At 62.0% G+C, this 19,510-nt stretch carries 5 protein-coding genes; 3 read left to right on the forward strand and 2 right to left on the reverse strand.

Features of this window, described 5'->3' with window-relative positions; genetic code table 11:
- The first annotated feature begins 230 nt into the window (after window positions 1–230).
- The 3 genes from BGIM_RS55415 to BGIM_RS59300 all read left to right on the forward strand — a co-directional run bounded on the left by BGIM_RS55415 (window position 231) and on the right by BGIM_RS59300 (window position 17,650).
- Window positions 231–9,194, forward strand: coding sequence for a M36 family metallopeptidase (locus BGIM_RS55415; protein ID WP_238537822.1), 8,964 nt, complete (start codon window positions 231–233; stop codon window positions 9,192–9,194).
- Window positions 9,195–9,365: 171 nt separating this feature from the next.
- On the forward strand, window positions 9,366–10,316 hold the full coding sequence (locus tag BGIM_RS55420; RefSeq protein WP_020475648.1) for a DUF1559 domain-containing protein: 951 nt from the start codon (window positions 9,366–9,368) through the stop codon (window positions 10,314–10,316).
- A 245-nt stretch (window positions 10,317–10,561) separates the two neighbouring features.
- Entirely contained in the window at window positions 10,562–17,650 is a 7,089-nt protein-coding gene (locus BGIM_RS59300; protein WP_020475649.1) for a cadherin domain-containing protein, read from the forward strand.
- Window positions 17,651–17,662: 12 nt separating this feature from the next.
- Here the strand turns inward: BGIM_RS59300 and BGIM_RS55430 are convergent, their stop codons facing one another.
- Together BGIM_RS55430 and BGIM_RS0142350 are read right to left on the reverse strand one after the other, a co-directional pair.
- Window positions 17,663–18,460, reverse strand: coding sequence for a metal ABC transporter ATP-binding protein (locus BGIM_RS55430; protein ID WP_020475650.1), 798 nt, complete (start codon window positions 18,458–18,460; stop codon window positions 17,663–17,665).
- Window positions 18,457–19,434: a metal ABC transporter substrate-binding protein gene (locus BGIM_RS0142350; RefSeq protein WP_020475651.1), complete on the reverse strand. Its 978-nt coding sequence runs from the start codon at window positions 19,432–19,434 to the stop codon at window positions 18,457–18,459. Before BGIM_RS0142350 ends, BGIM_RS55430 begins: the two co-directional genes overlap by 4 nt.
- Window positions 19,435–19,510: the final 76 nt, after the last annotated feature.

Here is a 19,510-nt window from a genome sequence, read left to right on the forward strand (position 1 = left end):
GCCGAACCTCAACGAGGATGGAACTTTTGTAACAAACCATTTTGAAAATCAATCGATCTGCGTTTGACAGAAACTACCCATCCGAGTTACCATTTCTTAATCTCGCATTCTCGCGACTCCTCCTTGAGACATTCATGCGCTTTCCCGAGAAGTTCTCCACCCGAAATCGGCTGCGTCCCGCGTCTTCGAAATATCGACTCAAAATTGAGACGCTCGAATCCCGTGAGGTGATGAACGGAGCCAATCCGTTCGTGGGGCCGCTGGAGACGGTCGCGACCAAAAAAGTGGACACTGATCCGGCGTTGACCTACGCCCCTCCCTCGCATGAATTATCCAATAATGGCAGTCTGCTGACCGGTCCCAAGTCTGGCGACGCTTTTACAATCGCCACCGATTATCTCAATGCCCACGCGGACGAACTGGGCGTGACCACCGGCGACCTCTCGAATTATGTGGTGACCGACCAATACGTCAGCCAGCCAACCGGCATGACGCTCATTTACCTGCAGCAGACTCACAACGGCCTCCCGGTTTCAAATGCCCTGTTGAATATTAGTGTGTCAGCGACCGGTGAGGTGATCTCCGCTTACAGCACATTCGTCAAAGGGTTGTCGTCGCCGTCCCTGACGGCCGCGACCCCGCAATTGACGGCCGCCCAAGCCCTCACGGACGTGGCGGGCCAGCTCGGGCTTTCCTCTTCTTCCGGCAAGGCCGTGCAGGCGCTCAACCTGAGCAACGACTTGACGAAGGCCAGCCTGTTGAGCGCGCCGGGAATCTCCGAAGACCCCGTTCCGGCCAAATTGCAATACGTGGTGACCCCCGACGGGGTTGAACTGGCGTGGAAACTGGTCATCCGCACTACGGACGGAGAACATTGGTACGATGCCAGCGCCAACGCATCGACCGGCAAACTCGTCGCCAACAACGACTGGGTGGACCACGCGACTTATAAGGCGCTGGCGATACCGAATGAAAGCGTTCAGGATGGCGGCTTCAGCCTGATAACCAATCCGCAAGACCCGACCGCGTCGCCGTTTGGCTGGCACGACACCAACGGCGTCGCCGGGGCCGAGTTCACGGACACGGAAGGCAACAACGTCGACGCGCATTTGGACCGGGACGGAAATGATTCGCCCGATGCGGGAAGCCGCCCCTCCGGCGGGGCCAGCCTCGATTTCAGCAGTTACACGTTCAATCCGTCTCTCGCGCCTTCCGCGACGGTCAATGAAAATGCCTCCGTCTTGAACATGTTTTATGCGAACAACATTCTGCATGACATTCATTACCATTACGGCTTCACCGAGTCGGCCGGGAACTTCCAGGTCAACAACTACGGCAAGGGGGGCACGGGGGGAGACGCCGTCCAGGCCGACGGGCAGGACAAGGCGGACCTTCCGTATGACCCGAATGACCCGAACATTGACAACGCAAATTTCGCGACCCCGCCAGATGGCCAGTCGCCGCGGATGCAGATGTACGAGTTCACCGCCACGTCACCCCGCCGGGACAGCGGACTCGACAACGGGGTGATGTTCCATGAATACGGCCACGGCGTGTCCAACCGGCTGACCGGCGGACCGGCGAATTCAAACGCACTCGACGCCACCCAGAGCGGCGGCATGGGCGAGGGCTGGAGCGATTTCTGGGCCTTGATGCTGACCCAACGGCCGACGGACACCCAGAATCAGGCGATGCCGCTCGGCACCTATGTGGAGGGACAGTCGCCCACCGGCGGGGGCATTCGCCAGTATCCGTACAGTTTCAACATGACCGTCGATCCGCACACGCTCAACGATTACAACGGCGACGGCGAGGTCCACGACACCGGCGAAATCTGGGCTTCGACGTTGTGGGACATGAATTGGGCCCTCATCAACAAATACGGCTACGATTCCAACCTGTACACGGGCTACGACAAAAACGCCGCCCTCGGAACCCCGGCGGCGGCGGGCAACAAGCTGGCCCTGCAACTCGTGATGGACGCGCTGAAAATCCAGCCCGCCAACCCGACCTTCACACAGGCGCGTAACGCCATCATCGCGGCCGACCAAGCTCTGACTGGCGGCAAGAACTTCGCCGAACTCTGGACCGTCTTCGCCCGGCGCGGCCTTGGCGCCAGCGCCAGTTCGGGGGCCAGTTCAAACTCAACGACCGTGTCCCAGGCGTTTGACCTGCCCACCGCCGCGATCATCCAGGAGAAATTCGATTCGGTCACGTCGCCGGCCCTGCCTTTTGAGTGGTCCTCGCAAAGCGCCTCCGGCTCCTCGTCGTGGACGACCTCGACCGCCACGCCGTTCAGCGGCGCCAACGATGCGTTCGTGCCGGATGTCGCCACCGCCAGCGACACCAGTCTGGTCTCCCCGGTGCTGACCTATCTGGCTTCCAATAACAAGCTTTCTTTTCAAAATTCCTACGACACTCAAGCAGGCGCGGATTTCGCCTCTCTGGACATCTCGATCAACGGCGCGCCGTTCGTCGACATCGTGACGGCCGGCGGGAGTTTTGCGACGGGCGGGGCGGGCTACACGGCCGGCTCCGGATGGAGCGGCAATTCGGGGGGATACGTTCAGACCAGCGTGAACTTGCCGGCGTCCGCCATCGGCAAGCCGGTGCAATTCCGCTGGCAACTCACCACCAACGCCAGCACGGGAGGCAACGGCTGGCGGATCGACGACGTTTCCCTGGATGTCCCGCCGCAACCGGACTTCGGCGATTTGCCGGACAGTTACGGCACCTCGCTGGCCGCCAACGGCGCACGGCACACGACCACGGGACCGACGCTCGGCACGAAGCGAGACGGCGAACCCGACGCCGCTCTTCCGCTCGACGGCACCGGGGACGACCTCTCCGGAATCGACGACGACGACGGCGTCACGGCGGGAGTTCTCCGGGCGGGGACGACCGGTTCCTTCACGGTCAATGTCTCGGCGGCCAGCTTCCTGAATGCCTGGGCCGACTTGAACGGCAACAGCATATTCGACGCCGGCGAGCAGTTCGCCATCAATAAGGCGATGACCGCCGGCAACAACCTCGTCAGCATCACGCTGCCGGCCAGCCCGACCTTGGGCACCCTGTATGTCCGCTTCCGCCTCACGAGCGCGACGGTCGCCTCGCCGAGTCCCCTCGGCCTGCTGCCGGACGGCGAGGTCGAGGATTACGCCTTCCAAATCGGCAGTGTGTTCGAGAACTTCGACTCGGTGACCACTCCGAACCTTCCGGTCGGATGGACCCAGTCGGCCTCCGGGAACGGGTTCTCAAACTGGACCACTTCGGCATCGACAAGCAACAGCGCGCCGAACAGTGCGTTTGTGGCGGACAACGGCGACATCGCCGACAACATCCTCATCTCGCCCTCCTTCACCTATCCCGCCGGGGCGCAGATCTCCTTCCAGAACTATTACCAAATGGAGAACACCTACGACGGCGGCGTCTTGGAAATCTCGATCAACGGCGGGGCCTTCACGGACATCACGGCCACAGGGGGGAATTTCGTCGCCGGGGGTTACAACAACACGATCGACCTCAACTACGGCAACCCGCTGGCCGGGCGGTCGGCGTGGTCGGGCGATTCGGGCGGATACACCCAGACGATTGTCAACCTGCCCGCCTCCGGGGTCGGACAGAGCGTCAAACTTCGCTGGCGGGAGGGCACGGACGATATCGTCGGCTCGTCGGGCTGGCACATTGATGACATCACGTCCAGTTTTATTCCCCCCTGGTCGAACGTGGCGCCGGTCCTGTCCAATGTCGTGGTGACGCTGAATGATGTCGCGCAAAACAGCCCCCTGCCATCGGGGCCGGTCGGGACGCTGGTTTCCTCGATGGTCGATCTGGCCGACGGCGTTGGCCGTGACAACGTGACCGATCCCGACACCAATGCGGTCACGGGGATCGCCATTGTCGCCTCGGATGTGACGAAGGGAAGCTGGTTCTATTCGACCAACAACGGATCAAGCTGGGCCTCCCTCGGGACGCCCTCCCTCACGGCGGCCCGTTTGCTGGCGGCCGACTCCGGCACAAGGCTGTACTTCCGCCCCGTCGCCGGGTTTGCGGGCACCATCGCCGCCGGTGTGACGTTCCTTGCCTGGGACCGGACGGCCGGGACCAACGGCGCCACCGCCAATGTGACAACGGCCGGAGGATCAACCCCCTACAGCACGACGAGCGACACCGCCAGCATCAAAGTGAGCAATGTCGCCCCGATATTGGCCGGCACGAATGTCGTGTTGAACAGCATCCCCCAGGACAGCCTCGTTCCCGTGGGCCAGGTCGGGACGCTGGTTTCCTCGATGGTCGATCTGGTTGACGGTTCCGGCCGTGACAACGTGACCGACCCCGACCCCGGCGCGGTCACGGGGATTGCCGTCATCGCCTCGGATGAGACGAACGGCGTCTGGTATTACTCGCTCAACAACGGGTCGTCGTGGGTTCTCCTTGGCACGCCCTCGGACACCGTGGCCCGGTTGCTGGCGGCCGATGCCAACTCGCGGGTGTACTTCCGGCCCGCCGCCGGTTACTTCGGAACCGTCCCCGATGGCCTGACCTTCCGCGCCTGGGACCGCACGTCTGGAGCAACCGGAGCCACGGCCAACGTCACCACCAACGGAGGCGAGACCGCCTACAGCGCGGCCACCAACACGGCCTCCATCACCGTCCTGGAACCCAACCACCCGCCGGTCCTGGCTGACACGAATGTGACGCTGAACAACATCGGCCAGAACAGCCCGGCCCCGTCGGGAGCGGTCGGCACATTGGTGTCCGCGCTCGTTGATCTGGTTGACGGCTCCGGCTTGGACAACGTGACCGACGCCGACACGGGCGCGGTCACGGGGATCGCCGTGACCGCCTCGGATGTGACGAAGGGAAGTTGGTTCTATTCGACCAACAACGGCGCCAACTGGTCGCCTCTCGGGACGCCCTCCGACACGACGGCCCGGTTGCTGGCGGCCGACGCCGGCACCCGGTTGTACTTCCAGCCGGTCAATGCGTTTGTGGGCACGGTGGCGACCGGGCTGACGTTCCATGCCTGGGACCAGACCGCCGGAACCAATGGCGGCACGGCCGACGTCACCCTCGCCGGTGGGACGAGCCCTTACAGTATCGCGACGGACACCGCCAGCATCCGGGTAACCAACGCCGCCCCGGCGCTGGCCGACACCAATGTCGTCTTGGACGGCGTCGTTCAGGATAGCCCCACACCGGCGGGGCCGGTCGGGACGCTAGTGTCCGCGCTCGTCGATCTGGCGGGCGGCGCCGGCTTGAACAACGTGACGGATGCCGACTTCAGCCCGCTCACCGGGATGGCTGTCATCGCCTCGGACGAGACGAAGGGAACATGGTTCTATTCGACTGACAACGGAGCCAACTGGACTCCCCTCGGGTCGCTTTCCGACACGACGGCCCGCTTGCTGGCGGCCGACGCCGCCACCCGGTTGTACTTCCAACCCGTGGCGGGATTCTTCGGAGCGGTCCCGTCCGTCCTGACGTTCCGGGCGTGGGACCAGACGAGCGGCGTCAACGGCGGCACGGCCGATGCCTCCGTCAACGGGGCCGAGACCGCTTTCAGCACGGCCAGCGACACGGCGGACATCACCGTCCTCAAGGCCAACGAAGCGCCGGTCCTGACGGACGCGAATGTGACGCTGAACAACATCGCCCTGAACAGCCCTGCCCCGTCGGGAGCAGTCGGGACACTGGTGTCATCGCTTGTTGATCTGAACGATGGGTCGGGGTTGGACAATGTGTCCGACGGCGATCCGGGCGCGGTCACCGGGATCGCCGTGGTCGCCTCCGATGTCTCCAACGGAAGCTGGTTCTATTCGACCAATAACGGCGGCAACTGGTCTCCTCTTGGGACGCCTTCCGGAACGTCGGCTCGCTTGCTGGCGGCCGACGCCGGCACCCGGTTGTACTTCCAGCCCGCCAATGGTTTCATCGGCACGATCACAGCCGCCGTGACCTTCCGGGCTTGGGACCAGACAACCGGCACGAACGGCGGCACGGCCAGCGTTGTCGCCAATGGCGGGAAGACGCCGTTTAGCACGGCCACCGACACCGCCAGCATCAAAGTCTTCAACGTCGCCCCGTCTCTGGCCGATGCGGCCGTGGCGCTGGACATCATCGGCCAGAACAGCCCCGCCCCGGCGGGAGCGGTCGGGACGCTGGTGTCCGCCTTGGTGGATCTGACGGGCGGCTCCGGCTTGAACAACGTGACGGATGCCGACTTCAGCCCGCTCACCGGGATGGCCGTCATCGCCTCGGACGAGACAAACGGAACGTGGTTCTATTCAACCAACAACGGCGTCAACTGGTCGCCCCTCGGGACGTCCTCCGACACGACGGCCCGCTTGCTGGCGGCCGACGCCGGCACCCGGCTGTACTTCCAGCCGGTCCGGGGATACAGCGGCACGTTCTCTTCTGGCCTGACCTTCCGGGCGTGGGACCAGACGAGTGGCGTCAACGGCGGCACGGCCGATGTCACCGCCAACGGCGGAGAATCGGCCTACAGCGCCGAGACCGACACCGCAGACTACACGGTGAAGAACGACGCCCCGGTCCTCGACAATTCCGGTTCTCCCGTCTTGATTCCCGTCGCCAAGAGCACGACGAATCCCCAGCCCACGCCGGTCGGATCTTTTGCGACGGCCGGATACAGCGACGTGAATCCCGGAACGATCTTCGGGGCCGCCGCCGTCACCAATGTGGATTCATCCCACGGCCATTGGGATTATTCGATTGACGCCGGGGCCACATGGGGAGACCTCTCGACGGTCAGCCTGTCGTCGGCCCGGTTGCTGTTGCCGACCGATTTGGTGCGGTTCAGGCCAAACAGCGGATACTCGGGCATGACAACCATCACCTTCAACGCCTGGGACCAGACATCGGGCGATGATGGGGACACCGCCGACCTCACGGCCGGCACCGGGGGGGCGACCGCGTTCAGCGTGGCCAGCGAAACGGCCACCCTTCGCGCGGCCACGGTGATCGCGATCACCCCGGAGGACGGGGCGAATCTTGGCAACAAGATTTCCGACATCCGCGGCGCGACGGTGAAGGACACCGACTTCAAGTCCTTGCAGGGCGCGGCCATCATCGGCTTTGGGGGAACCCTGCCGGGCCATTGGGAATATTCGACGGGCGGGGCGTGGAAGGCGTTCGGCGTTGTTGATGACGCCCACGCCCTCCCGCTGCGAAGCACGGACAAGATCCGCTTTGTGGCCGACACCAATCAATCCGGGGAAGCCTATTTCAAATACCGGGAGTGGGACCAGACCGAAGGCAAACCCGGCGTGCCCTTCAACCTTGCTTCTCCCGCGAGTGTCGGCGGCAGCACGGCGTTCAGCGGCGCCACGGACATCATCTTTGCCCGCGTGGCCCCGGTGAACGACAAACCCGTTCTCGATGCCGCCTCCAAGGCGATCCTCACGCCGGTGAACCCGACCGTGACGCCGACCGATGCCGATCCGGCCGGGGATCTTGTGTCCGATATTCTCGCCGCCACGGTCACCGATCCCGATCCGGGCCTGCCCCCCGGCCTGGCGGTGACGGCCGTCGGCAAGACCGGCGGCACCTGGCAATATCAACTGGATGGCGCCACCACATGGACGCCCATGCCGGCCGTGAGCGCCGCCAAAGCCCTCCTGCTCGGCCCGGCCGACCGGGTCCGGTTCCTGCCGGTCGCCTCGGCCGCCGGCAAGTTCGTCAGCCAGTCCACGCTCTCCTTCAAGGCATGGGACCGATCCGGGGGGGGAACCATCGCCCAACAGGTCAGCACGACGGCGACCACGACCACGGCCTTCAGCGTCGCCGTCGGCACGGCGGTGGTCAACGTGACGACCAACCCGGCGCCCGCCCCGAATGACGCCCCCTTGCTCGACAACACGCCGGACGTGGTCCTGACGGCAACCGCCGAGGACAACAAGAATCCGGCGGGAACCCCCGTCTTCGCCATGCTCGGCGCGGCGGTCACCGACAGCGGCCCGCTCCAGGGAATTGCCGTCACGGGGCTGACGGGTCGAACCACCGGCGTGTGGCAGTATTCCTCCAACGGCAAAACATGGAAGCCGGTCGGAGTGGTCTCCCCGGACAACGCCATCCTTCTGAAGTCTACGGACCAGATTCGATACCTGCCGAATCTGGACTTCAACGGCACGGTTTCGGTGAGTTATCACGCATGGGATCAGACGCGGGGCACGGCCGGACAACGGGCCAATCTCGTCCCCCTCGGGGCGACCGACGGAACATCTGCCTTCAGCACGGACGAGGAAACCGGCACACTCACCGTGACACCCGTGAATGATCCCCCGGTTTTGGACATCACGCCAAATCCCATGCTTACCTCCGTTTTGTCCGGCGCGACCAACCCGGCCGGCGATCTGGTGTCCCTGCTGCTCGGAACCGCCCTGACGGACATTGATCCGGGACCGGTTCGGGGCATCGCGATCACCAAGGCCGGCTCGTCTGTGAAGGGGAACTGGCAGTTCCAGTTGCAGGCGCCCGTTCCCCCCGGCAGCCCGACGGGTTGGTCCTCCATCGCCGGGTTGAGCGCCACCAACGTCCTCTACCTGCGGGACACGGATAAAATCCGCTTCGTGCCCGTCCCCGGATTCCAAGGCACGGACACGATCAGTTACCGCGGATGGGACGGCACGGCCGGAACCGCAGGCAAGTCCGGGGCGACGACGGGGACCGCCTTGAGCAAGGCATCGGAAACGGCCACGGTGTACGTCAACACGGCGAACGTGAATAACCGTCCGCAGTTGGACACCGCGCCGGACACGCGGTTGCCGGCCATCCCGTTAAACGCCGGCAGTTCGCAAACCGGCACGCTTGTCTCGGCCGTGTTGGGAACATTGGTCCATGATCCCGATGTCGGAGCCCTTTCCGGCATGGCCGTCACGGCCGTGGATGGCAAAAACGGCACGTGGCAATTCAGTGTCAACAACGGGACGACTTGGACCCCCCTCACTGGTGTGTCGGCGGCAAAAGCCGTGGTTCTGCGATCCACGGACCGCATCCGGTTCGTGCCGTTGCCCGGCATCGCGGGGCTGACGACGTTCAAGTTCAAGGCGTGGGATCAGTCCGACCACTCCGTGCCCGGCAGTTCCGTCCCGACCACCTCGACGGCGTTCAGCACGGCCATCGAAACGGTCACCCTGTCGGTCAACACTGCTCCGTTGTTGTTTCCCTTTTAAGTTGGTCATGAATCAGGGAAGCCGGTCGCTCTGCCCGGCTTCCCTGATTGAAGAAAACCGCTTCAATTTTTGATTATTTCCTTTCGGAAATCGATGGCTTGCCTCATACTGTGGCTGGCCTCCTCTCCCGCCATTTCACCCGCTTTTATCACATTTTTGGGAGAGTCTTCGATGAGATTGGGATCATCCCGCCGGGTCGCGTTTACGCTGATTGAACTGCTCGTGGTCATTGCCATCATCGCCATCCTGATCGGCCTGTTGTTGCCGGCCGTGCAGAAAATCCGGGAGGCCGCCAACCGGATGAAATGCACCAACAACCTGAAGCAACTGGGCCTCGGCCTCCACAATTACGAGAGCGCCAATCAAGTTTTTCCTCCCGGCTACATCGCCAACAACAGCACCTTTAACGGAGTGTCGGACACCAGCGAGGCCAGCTGGTGCTACTTTATCCTGCCTTATCTTGAGCAGGACTCGTTGTTCAACACGGTTGATTATGTCGCCGCCCGCGCCGCCAACGGGTTTGGCTCGGCCTCGACGGGAACCCTCACGATCAGGTCAACGCGGATTCCGATGATGTCCTGCCCGTCGGACGACCCGAACGCGATCATGGGTTTCGGAGGTTTTTGTGTTCGCGGGAACTACAACGCCAACGGGGGAATTGGCCCGCAAATCATGCCCTCCACATCAAACGGTCTGGATCAGGTGGTTCAAGGCGTGTTTTACAACGTCAGCAAAACCCGCATGGCCGACATCACGGACGGCACTAGCAACACGGCGTTCATGTCCGAGGTGATCAATCCCAAGGGGGATGACATGCGCGGCATCCGTTATTATCCCGAGGGACCGATTTACCAACACAACAACACGCCCAACAGCGGGGTGGACCAAGTCCGGATCAATTACTGCATCAATGATCCGATGGCTCCCTGCACCGGAACTTACACGGCGTGGAACACCCGCTCCGTCATCATCACTGCCCGGAGCCGGCACACGGGCGGAGTGAATGTGCTGATGGGGGACGGCGGCGTCCGATTCGCCAAGAATTCCGTGAGCCTGTCGGTTTGGAAAGCGCTGGCGACCCCGCAAGCCCAAGCCGGGGAATCGACGGACACGAGCTTCTGATTTCGGCCGGAACAAGAACACCCTCAAGTCGTCATCACCGGCCAGTCCTTCATCCGCGACAGGCCGGTTGTTTGTTGCCTTTCCTTCTCGTTCGCCTTTTCACTCCAGTCGGTCCAACTCTTCCGAAAAGCTCTTTTGTCATCGCTTCACGTTGGCTTCAGGTTGCCCGGTTATAGTCACGGGGCCGTCACCCTGGCAATTGGCTTGAATTTCAAATCTCGGTCGGATCATCAAGGGGAGTTGCCGTGCGTAAATGGGCCGTGAAGACACCGGGTGCGGTTGGTCAAACCAAGTCAGCCCGGAAGATCCGACAGGCCTTGCATCTGGAAGACCTTGAGTCGCGGACGCTGTTCTCTGTTTCGACCGCCGTGCTGAATTCTTGGTTTGTCTCGGGGCAGGGGGAGTATTCCCAGGTCATCAGCGGCGTCAACGGCGGCACCACCATCGGACCCAGCACGACGTGGTCCGGGCAGACGACCGCCGTGATCGGCGATGTCCAGAAGGTCAGCTATTCCAACAGCGGCAACTACGTTTATGTGAACACGCCGGACCTTGCCAGCTACACGATGGGGCCTTGGTGGAGCGATTCCACCAAGCAGCACCCGTTCATGAATTATCCGAGCAACCAAAATTCCATCTTCCGGGTGGCGTTGAACACGACCTACCCGTCCGCCACCCATGCCACCGCCGGGGGCGGGCCGGTGGGAATCGCCGTCAACGGCGTGGTCTTTTACAACAACGGGGATGCGTTTTCCTATGTCCATTCCTCCGGCGCCGATGTGGGGATGACGGGCGACGGCATTTGGAACCGCGAGGCCGAATATGCCGAGTCGGCCACGTTCGACGAGGGCAACGGCCACCAACCTGGCAACGGCCAGTATCACTATCACACCGACCCGCCCGCCCTCCGGGCGCAGCTCAACGACAATATCGACTACGTCGGCACCACGGATGTTTTCCCGTATGATTCGGCGGCCTATCTTCTGACGCACGGCGACGATGCCAGCGAAGATTTCGTCGATCACACGACTAATCTGCACCATTCGCCGATCATCGGCTGGATGTTCGACGGCTATCCGATTTACGGGCCGTATGGCTACTCCGATCCCACGGACCCCACCAGCCCCGTCGTCCGGATGCAGTCCAGCTTTTCCCTGCGAACCGACCTGACGACCGGCAGCCCGCGTATCTCGGTCCCCGGCTGGTCGGCGGCGCTTGATTCCGCCAAACTTGGCGCCACCGCCGCCGCCACGGCGCCCGATGCCTTTTACACCATGACGACGGCACAACAATCGTCCTATGCCGGTCCGACCGTGAGTTCGACTTACCCGCTTGGCCGCTATGGCGAAGACTATGCCTATGTGCCCGGCTCCGGGAATCTGGATCAATTCAACGGTCGTTGGTGTGTCACCCCCGAATTCTCCAACGGCACCTACGCCTATTTCGACACCATCGATTCAACCGGGGCGGCCGCTTTCCCATACATTCTTGGCCGGCAGTATTACGGGTCTTCCATGAGTTCGGGCAAGGTGACGAGCATCACCGAATCCGTCACCACGGCGTTTGATGTCTCGACCAACACGGCCCCGGTGGTCTCCGGTCCCTTGGCCGTTTCGGTCGGCCGTTCCGCCGCGTTGAGCTTCACCGCCGGCAACCTGATTACGGTCTCCGATGTCGATGCGGCGGCTTCCGAAAGCGTGACCGTGACCGCCACGGCCGGGACGGTGAATGTCAATCTCTCTTCCGGCCTTGCCTCGGGCGCGACCATCAGTGCCGGGGCCAACAACTCATCAACACTCACCCTTTCCGGCAATATTGTCCTGCTCAATGCCGCCTTGGCGACGCTGACTTACACGGCCCCCGGTTCGGGCACGACCGCCACGCTGACCGTCCGGGCCAATGACGGCAGCGCGTCGAACAATCTCAGCAACACGCTGACCACGACGGTCACGATCACCAACGCCGCCCCGGTCATGTCCGGCCCGGCGAGCGGCAGCGTCGCGCATAACGGCACGCTGGCGTTCACGGGAACCGGCAATGTCTTTTCGGTGGCCGATTCGGATTCGACGAATGAAACCATCACGCTCTCGGTGACCGCCGGGGTGTTGAACGTGACGGTCGGCGGCACGACCGTCACCGGCAATCGCAGCGGTTCCCTGAGCATCGCGGGGACGCTGGCCGCCGTGAACACGGCCCTCGGCACGCTGACTTACACGGCCCCCGGCGCGGGAGCAAGCGTCACCCTCACCACACAAGCCAACGACGGCAGCGGATCGAACAATCTCAGCAACACCATCACCACGACAATCACCGTCACCAACGGCGCTCCGACGGACATCGCCCTCTCCGCTTCGATGATTGCGGAGAACCAACCGACGGGCACCACCGTGGGGACGTTCAGCACGACCGACCCGGATAGCACAACGTTCACATACACGCTGGCCAGCGGGACCGGTTCCGGCGACAACGCGGCGTTTGTCATCAGCGGCAACACTCTTCAAACGGCCGCCGTCTTCGACTATGAGACAAAGAAGACTTATAGCATCCGGGTTCGTTCGACGGATCAGGGAGGGCTGTTCACCGAAAAGATTTTCACGATCACCGTGACCGATGTGAACGACGCGCCGACGGATGTCACGCTCTCGCCCGCCGTCATCTTGGAGAACCAACCGACGAGGACGACCGTGGGCGCTTTGAGCACAGCCGACCCCGATGTTGGCGACACTTTCACATACGGCTTCGTGAGCGGTGTCGGCGGTGATGACAACGGTTCGTTCACACTCAGCGGTAACACGATTCAAACGGCCGCCGTCTTCGATTACTCGGTTAAGAACTCGTACTCGATCCGAATTCGAGCGACCGATTCGGGCGGCCTGTCCGTTGACAAGGTCGTCACGATCAACGTGGCCAACATCAACGACCCGCCGACGGATATTTCCCTTTCCAATAACACCACCGCGGAGAATCAACCGGCGGGCACGGGCGTGGGGACGTTCAGCACCACCGATCATGACACCGGGGACATGTTCACATACAGCTTGGTGAGCGGCGTTGGCGGCGAGGACAACGGGCAGTTCACCATCAACGGCAACACCCTGCAAACGGCTGCCGTTTTCGACTATGAAGCCGTGAAAACGTATTCCATTCTCGTGCGTTCCACGGATGTTGGCGGTTTGCACACAGAGAAGCAATTCACCATCAATGTCTCGAATGTCAACGACGCCCCGACAGACATCGGATTGTCGGCCGCCTCGGTCGCCGAAAATCAGCCGGCGGGCACGGCGGTCGGTTCGCTGACGACATCCGATCAAGATGCCGGGGAAACGTTCACTTACTTGCTTGTGGACGGGCAGGGTTTGAACGACAACGGCGACTTCACGATTAACGGCGACACCCTTCAAACGGCCGCCAAATTCGACTACGAGACCAAGAAGAGTTACACCGTCCGCGTCCGGTCAACAGATTCGGGCGGGTTGTCTTTTGAAAAAGATCTCACCATCGCGGTGAGCGATGTCAACGAGGCGCCGACGATCACCGGCGGGCTGTATTCGTTCTTCTATCAAACGGGATTGCCGGACAACACCGTCCTCGGCGCCGTCACCGCGACCGATGTGGACGCCGGGGACACCAAGACATTCTCCATCGTGAATGGCGACCCGCTGATCTTTGCGATTCAGCCGACGACCGGGGAAATCTCGTTGCCGGGCGCGTCGATGATTTCCGGGACTTACAACCTCACCGTGCGGGTGACCGACTCCGGCGGGCTGTTCGATGAGACGAATGTCTTCATCTCGAAGAATGACCGGCCAGTGGTGACGACGCCGATCCCGGATCAATCGAAGAACGAAGACGCGGCCCCCTTCACGCTGGACCTGACTGATTTCTTCGCGGATACCGAGACGCTCCCCGCGAATCTCCGGTTTGGCGTGGACTCCAATTCGGCGACTGGAATCGTTTCTTCCTCGCTCGTCGGATCGATGCTGACTCTGACGCCGCTGGCTGATCAATTCGGCACGGCGACCTTTGTGGTGCGGGTAACCGACGAGGCGGGGTTGAGTGTGACGGACACATTTAACGTGGTCGTGGCCTCCGTCAACGATCAGCCGACTCTTGCGGACATCGCCAATCCGGCGGCCATCCTTGAGGATGCCCCGGAACAAACGGTGACGCTCTCGGGTGTCTCCCCCGGCCTGCCCGCCAACGAGTCGGGCCAGGCGTTGTCCGTCACGGCCGTTTCGAGCAACACGAGTTTGATCGCCGCCGTGACCGCCACCCAGGCCAACGGAATCTGGAGCCTCAATTACACGCCGCTGCCCGACGCCAATGGTTCGACGGTCATCACGGTGACCGTCAAGGACGACGGCACGACGGACAACGGGGGCGTTGACACGATCCAGAAGACGTTCACGGTCAACGTGACTCCGGTGAACGACCGGCCGGTGATCGACACCGAACCGGGGATTATCGTGGAGATCATCCCGGCGAAGGCGAAAGTGTTCGACGGCTCTCCGGTAAGTGGGCTGACGGCCCACGTCACCGACGTGGATGCGGGGGCGGTGAAGGGGATCGCCATCGTCTCGGCGTTTTCGTCGTCGTCCACGGGGCAGTGGCAGTTCAGCACGAACAGCGGCGTGAACTGGACCGACATCACAGGAACTGGCAACGCAAGCGCGTTGTTGCTGGCCGATATCCCGGCGAACCGGGTTCGGTTCAAGCCGAATGCCACGTTCACCGGCTTTGCCTCGTTGAGCTACAAGCCTTGGGACATGACGACGGACACGGCGACCACGGGAATGACGCCCTCCTTCGGCAACACGCTCCTCGGCACCGCCTATGGCACGGCCACCGAAAAAGCCTCGGTGTCCGTTGGCAAAACAACGCCAGCCATCGGACTTGACGGCAATCCCCGCTTCACCACGATTTCCGAAAACTCGACTTCTCCGGCGGGCGATCAGGCAAAGATTCTTCTTGGCCAACTGGCGAACGATATGGACAAGAAAAACGTGCTGGGCCTCGCGGTGACGGATGTTGACGACACCCACGGGAAGTGGCAGTGGCAATCAGCCGGGAAGTGGACGGACATCACCGGGGTTTCGGATTCCGCGGCGTTACTGCTCGGGCCGACGACGAAGGTGCGGTTCCTGCCAAACACCGGTTTCTTCGGCACGGCCTCGCTGGGCTACCGGGTGTGGGATCAATCCGTCGGCAAGATCGGCGAGCGGGCGGTGATGGCGGTTGGCACCGCGTTCAGCGCCGTCAAGGACACGGCCGAGGTGAGTGTGATTGCCCGGCCGGTGTTGGACATCTCCCCGGAGCGAAAGCTGGTTTCGAGCGTTCTCGTCGGCAATTTGCTAACAGGGGCGGTCACCGACACCGGCGCCGACTCGGTCGGCATCGCCATCACCGGATTGACCGGCAAAGGGACGTGGTCATACGAGATCGCCGGTGGCGGGGCGGTGCCGATCACCAAGGCGACGCTGGCGTCGGCGTTGTTGCTGCCGCCGGAGGCCATGCTCACATTCGTTCCGGCCGTCACGGGCTTCGCCGGGGCCCCCGTCAGTTACAAGGCATGGAATATCGCCACTCTCCCTGGCCATGCGGGCGACCGGGCCAACGCCTCCGGGATGGCGTTTAGCTTCATGACCGAGACGTTGGCCGTGGACGGGCCAACATTAGGCAACACAGCCCCGGCCATTGGAAACACGGCCGTTAACCTCGGGACGATCACCGAAGATCCGAAGACCAACGCCGGGATAACGGTGAAAAGCATCATCACGGCGGCGAAGATCACCGACGCGAACAAGACCGACCGGAAGGGCACCGCCCTCACCGATGCCGACGACGCCAACGGAACGTGGCAGTATTCCCTTGATGGCAAGAACTGGCTTGCCGTGGGCACGGTGACGGCGGGGAACGCGCTGGCATTGGCCGACACCGCCAGATTGCGGTACGTTCCGGCCGCCAACTTCCACGGTTCGGCGACGATCACGTTCCACGCCTGGGATGAAACCACCGGCACATCCGGGGATTATCTTGACTCGACCATCGGCACGGCTTTCAGCGCCGACGAGGGGACAGCCACGCAGGTCGTTTCTTCGGTGAATGACTCGCCGATTCTCGACACCGCCGGGATAAAGTTTCTGCCGCTCATCCCGTCTGGTGGAATGTCAAACACGGTCACGGTGGCGACACTGGTCGCCGGGACGACTGACGCAGACACGCCCGTCAACGAGATTGGCATTGCCATCACGGCGGCAAGCGGGCCGGGCCAGTGGAAATACAGCACGGATGGATCATCCTTCAACAGCCTGCCGAAATTCCCGGCATATCTGCCGCCGACAACGCTGTTGCGATTTGACGGCGATTCGGGCAAGAAGGGGCTGGCTTCCCTGACCTATCAGGCATGGGACGGAACAAGCACAAAGGCGGATTCATTAAGCACGGGCAAGGAGACATTGACCGTCGAAGTCGGCAATGAAGCCCCGACACTGACCGTGCCGGGGGTATTCCCCTCGATCACGGAAGATCCGAAGACCAATTTGGGATATGCGGTCTCCAAACTCCTCGGGACAAACTTCCAAGACACGGCTGTTGGCAAAAAGGGGATCGCGGTCACGGGGGTTGACACCGGCGCCATCGGCGAATGGCAGTACACATTGAACGCCGGCAAAACATGGACGGCCATCACCGGCGTGAGTGATTCCACCGCCCTGCTTCTGACGGACACGATGAAGATTCGATTTTCGCCCGGCAAGGACCAATTCAGCACGGCCGGGAGTGAACCGAAGATCACCTACAAGGGGTGGGACCAAACGGCGGGCGCCTCCGGTGAAGTTGCGGACACGACGGACGCAGGCCTCAACGCCTTTAGTGCGGCGGTGACCTCGAAGATCACGGTCACCTCGGTGTTTGACGCTCCGACATTGGATATTGGCAAATTGCAATCTGTGGCGGGCACGACGACCGGCGTGGCCGCGTTGCTGGCGGGGGCGGTGAGCAGTCCCGAAAGCACATCGTTCGGCATCGCGGTGACGGGGTTGACCGGCAAGGGAACATGGCAGGCCGACACCGGATCGGGGTTCGTGAACATCGGCAAAGTGTCGGCGACGGCGGCGGTGCTGCTGCCGTCCACCGCCACGTTGATGTTTGTCCCGGCCGCCGGATCGGCCGCCCAAGTCGCCACGCTGAGTTACAAGGCTTGGGATTCGCAAAACGGCAACCTGGCCGGGTTGGTCAGCACCATCGCCAAAGACACGAAGAACTACTTCAGCACGGCCGTCGAAACACTGAGCGTGGCGATTGGCAACAATAGGCCGAGCTTGGGCAAATTTTAGGTACGGCCCGGCTCACATCCCGTGAGAGTGTCCGCAGCCGTCGTCGTGTTCGCAGTGTTCGCCGTCGGCATGGTCGTGGCCGTAGAGGCGTTTCCCCTGGCCGAAGGTGGTGCCCATGAGTTCGGGCGTCAAAACTTCGCCCGGCGGGCCTTGGCACACCACTTTGCCGTTTTGCAGGCAAAGCACATGATGGGAATGCTCGCTGACAATGGAAATGTCGTGCGAGACGATCAGGATGGAGACGCCCTGCCGACGGTTGATGTCAGCCAGCAGGTCGTAAAAGGGCTTCTCGTCGGCGAAGTCGATGCCGGCCGCCGGTTCGTCGAGAAGCAGCAATTCCGGGTTCGGTTGCAGGGCGAGACTGAGCAATACCCGTTGAAGTTCTCCGCCGGAGAGCTTGGCGATGGGGCGGTTGAGCAGGTGTCTGGCCCCGACAATCGACAGCAACCGGTCGGCTGTTTGCGTCACCCGTTCGGCGATTCCCAAAAAGATGGGGCGCCGTTGCAGAGACAAGGCGAAAAACTCCCGCACCGTCAGCGGCAACCGGCCGTCAATGGCCAGCTTTTGCGGCACGTAGCCGACATGTTTCGGTTGCGGAAGCGTGTGGTCGTGGCCGCAGAAAAACTTGATCTGGCCGCGATAGGGAATCTCGCGGATCAGCGCCTTGAGCAAGGTGGACTTGCCGGACCCGTTCAGGCCGATCAACGCGGTGATCTTGTTGCGCAAGATATCCGCGTTGACGCCGTTGAGGATCTGGCGGCCGCCAAGGGAAATCGACAGGTTTTGGATGGACGCGAGGACAGGATTCATTTCAACACGCTCGCGAGGTTGGCCAGATTTTCCCGCATCACTCGTTCATACAGATCCGGGCTGAGTTCCACTTCATCGGCCGTTTCCAGCGGGTCCACGGCGGCAAATTGGGCGTCCACCGGGTTGTCCTTGGACTTTTGCAATGTCTCGCGGATCACGCGGGCCGACGTGGTTCGCGGGAACTGCGGTTCCACGGCGATCACGCGGATTTTCTGTTTTTGACAGATCCGGACGATTTCGTTGATGTCGTCCGTCGTGGGTTCGACTCCTTCTTTGGTTTCAATCACCGCGCCGACTTTGATGCCGTAGGACTCGGAGAAATACTGGAGCGAATCGTGGAAGGTGACAAACTTCTTCTCGCTCTTGTCCGCGAAGAGTTTTTTGCCGTCTTCCTCCAAGGTGTCGAGCTTTTTCAGATATTCGGCCGCCCGGCGGTCGAAATTGGCCGCGTGGGCCGGATCGAGTTTCTTAAATTCCTCGCGGATGGCCTCGACCATTTTCTTCGCATGGCGAATGCCAAGCCAGACGTGCGGATCAAACCCGTGATCGTGCTTTTCGCCGGGGTTGTGCGCGTGGTTGCATTCTCCCTCATGGAGCCAGTCTTCGTTGATAGCCTTGCCGAGGAAGACGGCATTCCACTTCTTGTTCCCGGCCGGTTTTTCCAGTTTTTTGACGACGTAGTCATCCAATCCGAGGCCGTTGGCGAGAAAAACATCGCACCCGCGAGCCAGTTGGATTTCCCGGTCGGTCACCTCGCCGTGGAAATGAATCCCGCGATTGGTCGTCAGCGATTTGAGGACGATATCATCCCCGCCGACGGCCGCCGCGAAACTGTAGAGACCGGGGAAGGAGACGAGAACCTTGGGCTTTGACCCGGCGCTTCCCCACTCATCGGAAGAGGTGCGGAACGAACAGCCCGTCAAACCAATGAAAGCGGCGGTGATGGCCGCCAGGAAGAGGCGTCGTGATTTCATCGAAGGCATCCGGGGCAATAACGTATTACAATATTGTACGTCCGGGATGTGTTTTCAGTTTTCTGTTTTTGGTTTT

Origin of the sequence: Zavarzinella formosa DSM 19928, assembly GCF_000255705.1 — a bacterium.
Lineage (GTDB): Bacteria > Planctomycetota > Planctomycetia > Gemmatales > Gemmataceae > Zavarzinella > Zavarzinella formosa.

Bases quoted from the DNA above. Each gene is read 5' to 3' on its own strand.
- BGIM_RS55415 (WP_238537822.1), top strand. From the start codon at position 231: ATGAACGGAGCCAATCCGTTCGTGGGGCCGCTGGAGACGGTCGCGACC.
- BGIM_RS55420 (WP_020475648.1), top strand. From the start codon at position 9,366: ATGAGATTGGGATCATCCCGCCGGGTCGCGTTTACGCTGATTGAACTG.
- BGIM_RS55430 (WP_020475650.1), bottom strand. From the start codon at position 18,460: ATGAATCCTGTCCTCGCGTCCATCCAAAACCTGTCGATTTCCCTTGGC.
- BGIM_RS0142350 (WP_020475651.1), bottom strand. From the start codon at position 19,434: ATGAAATCACGACGCCTCTTCCTGGCGGCCATCACCGCCGCTTTCATT.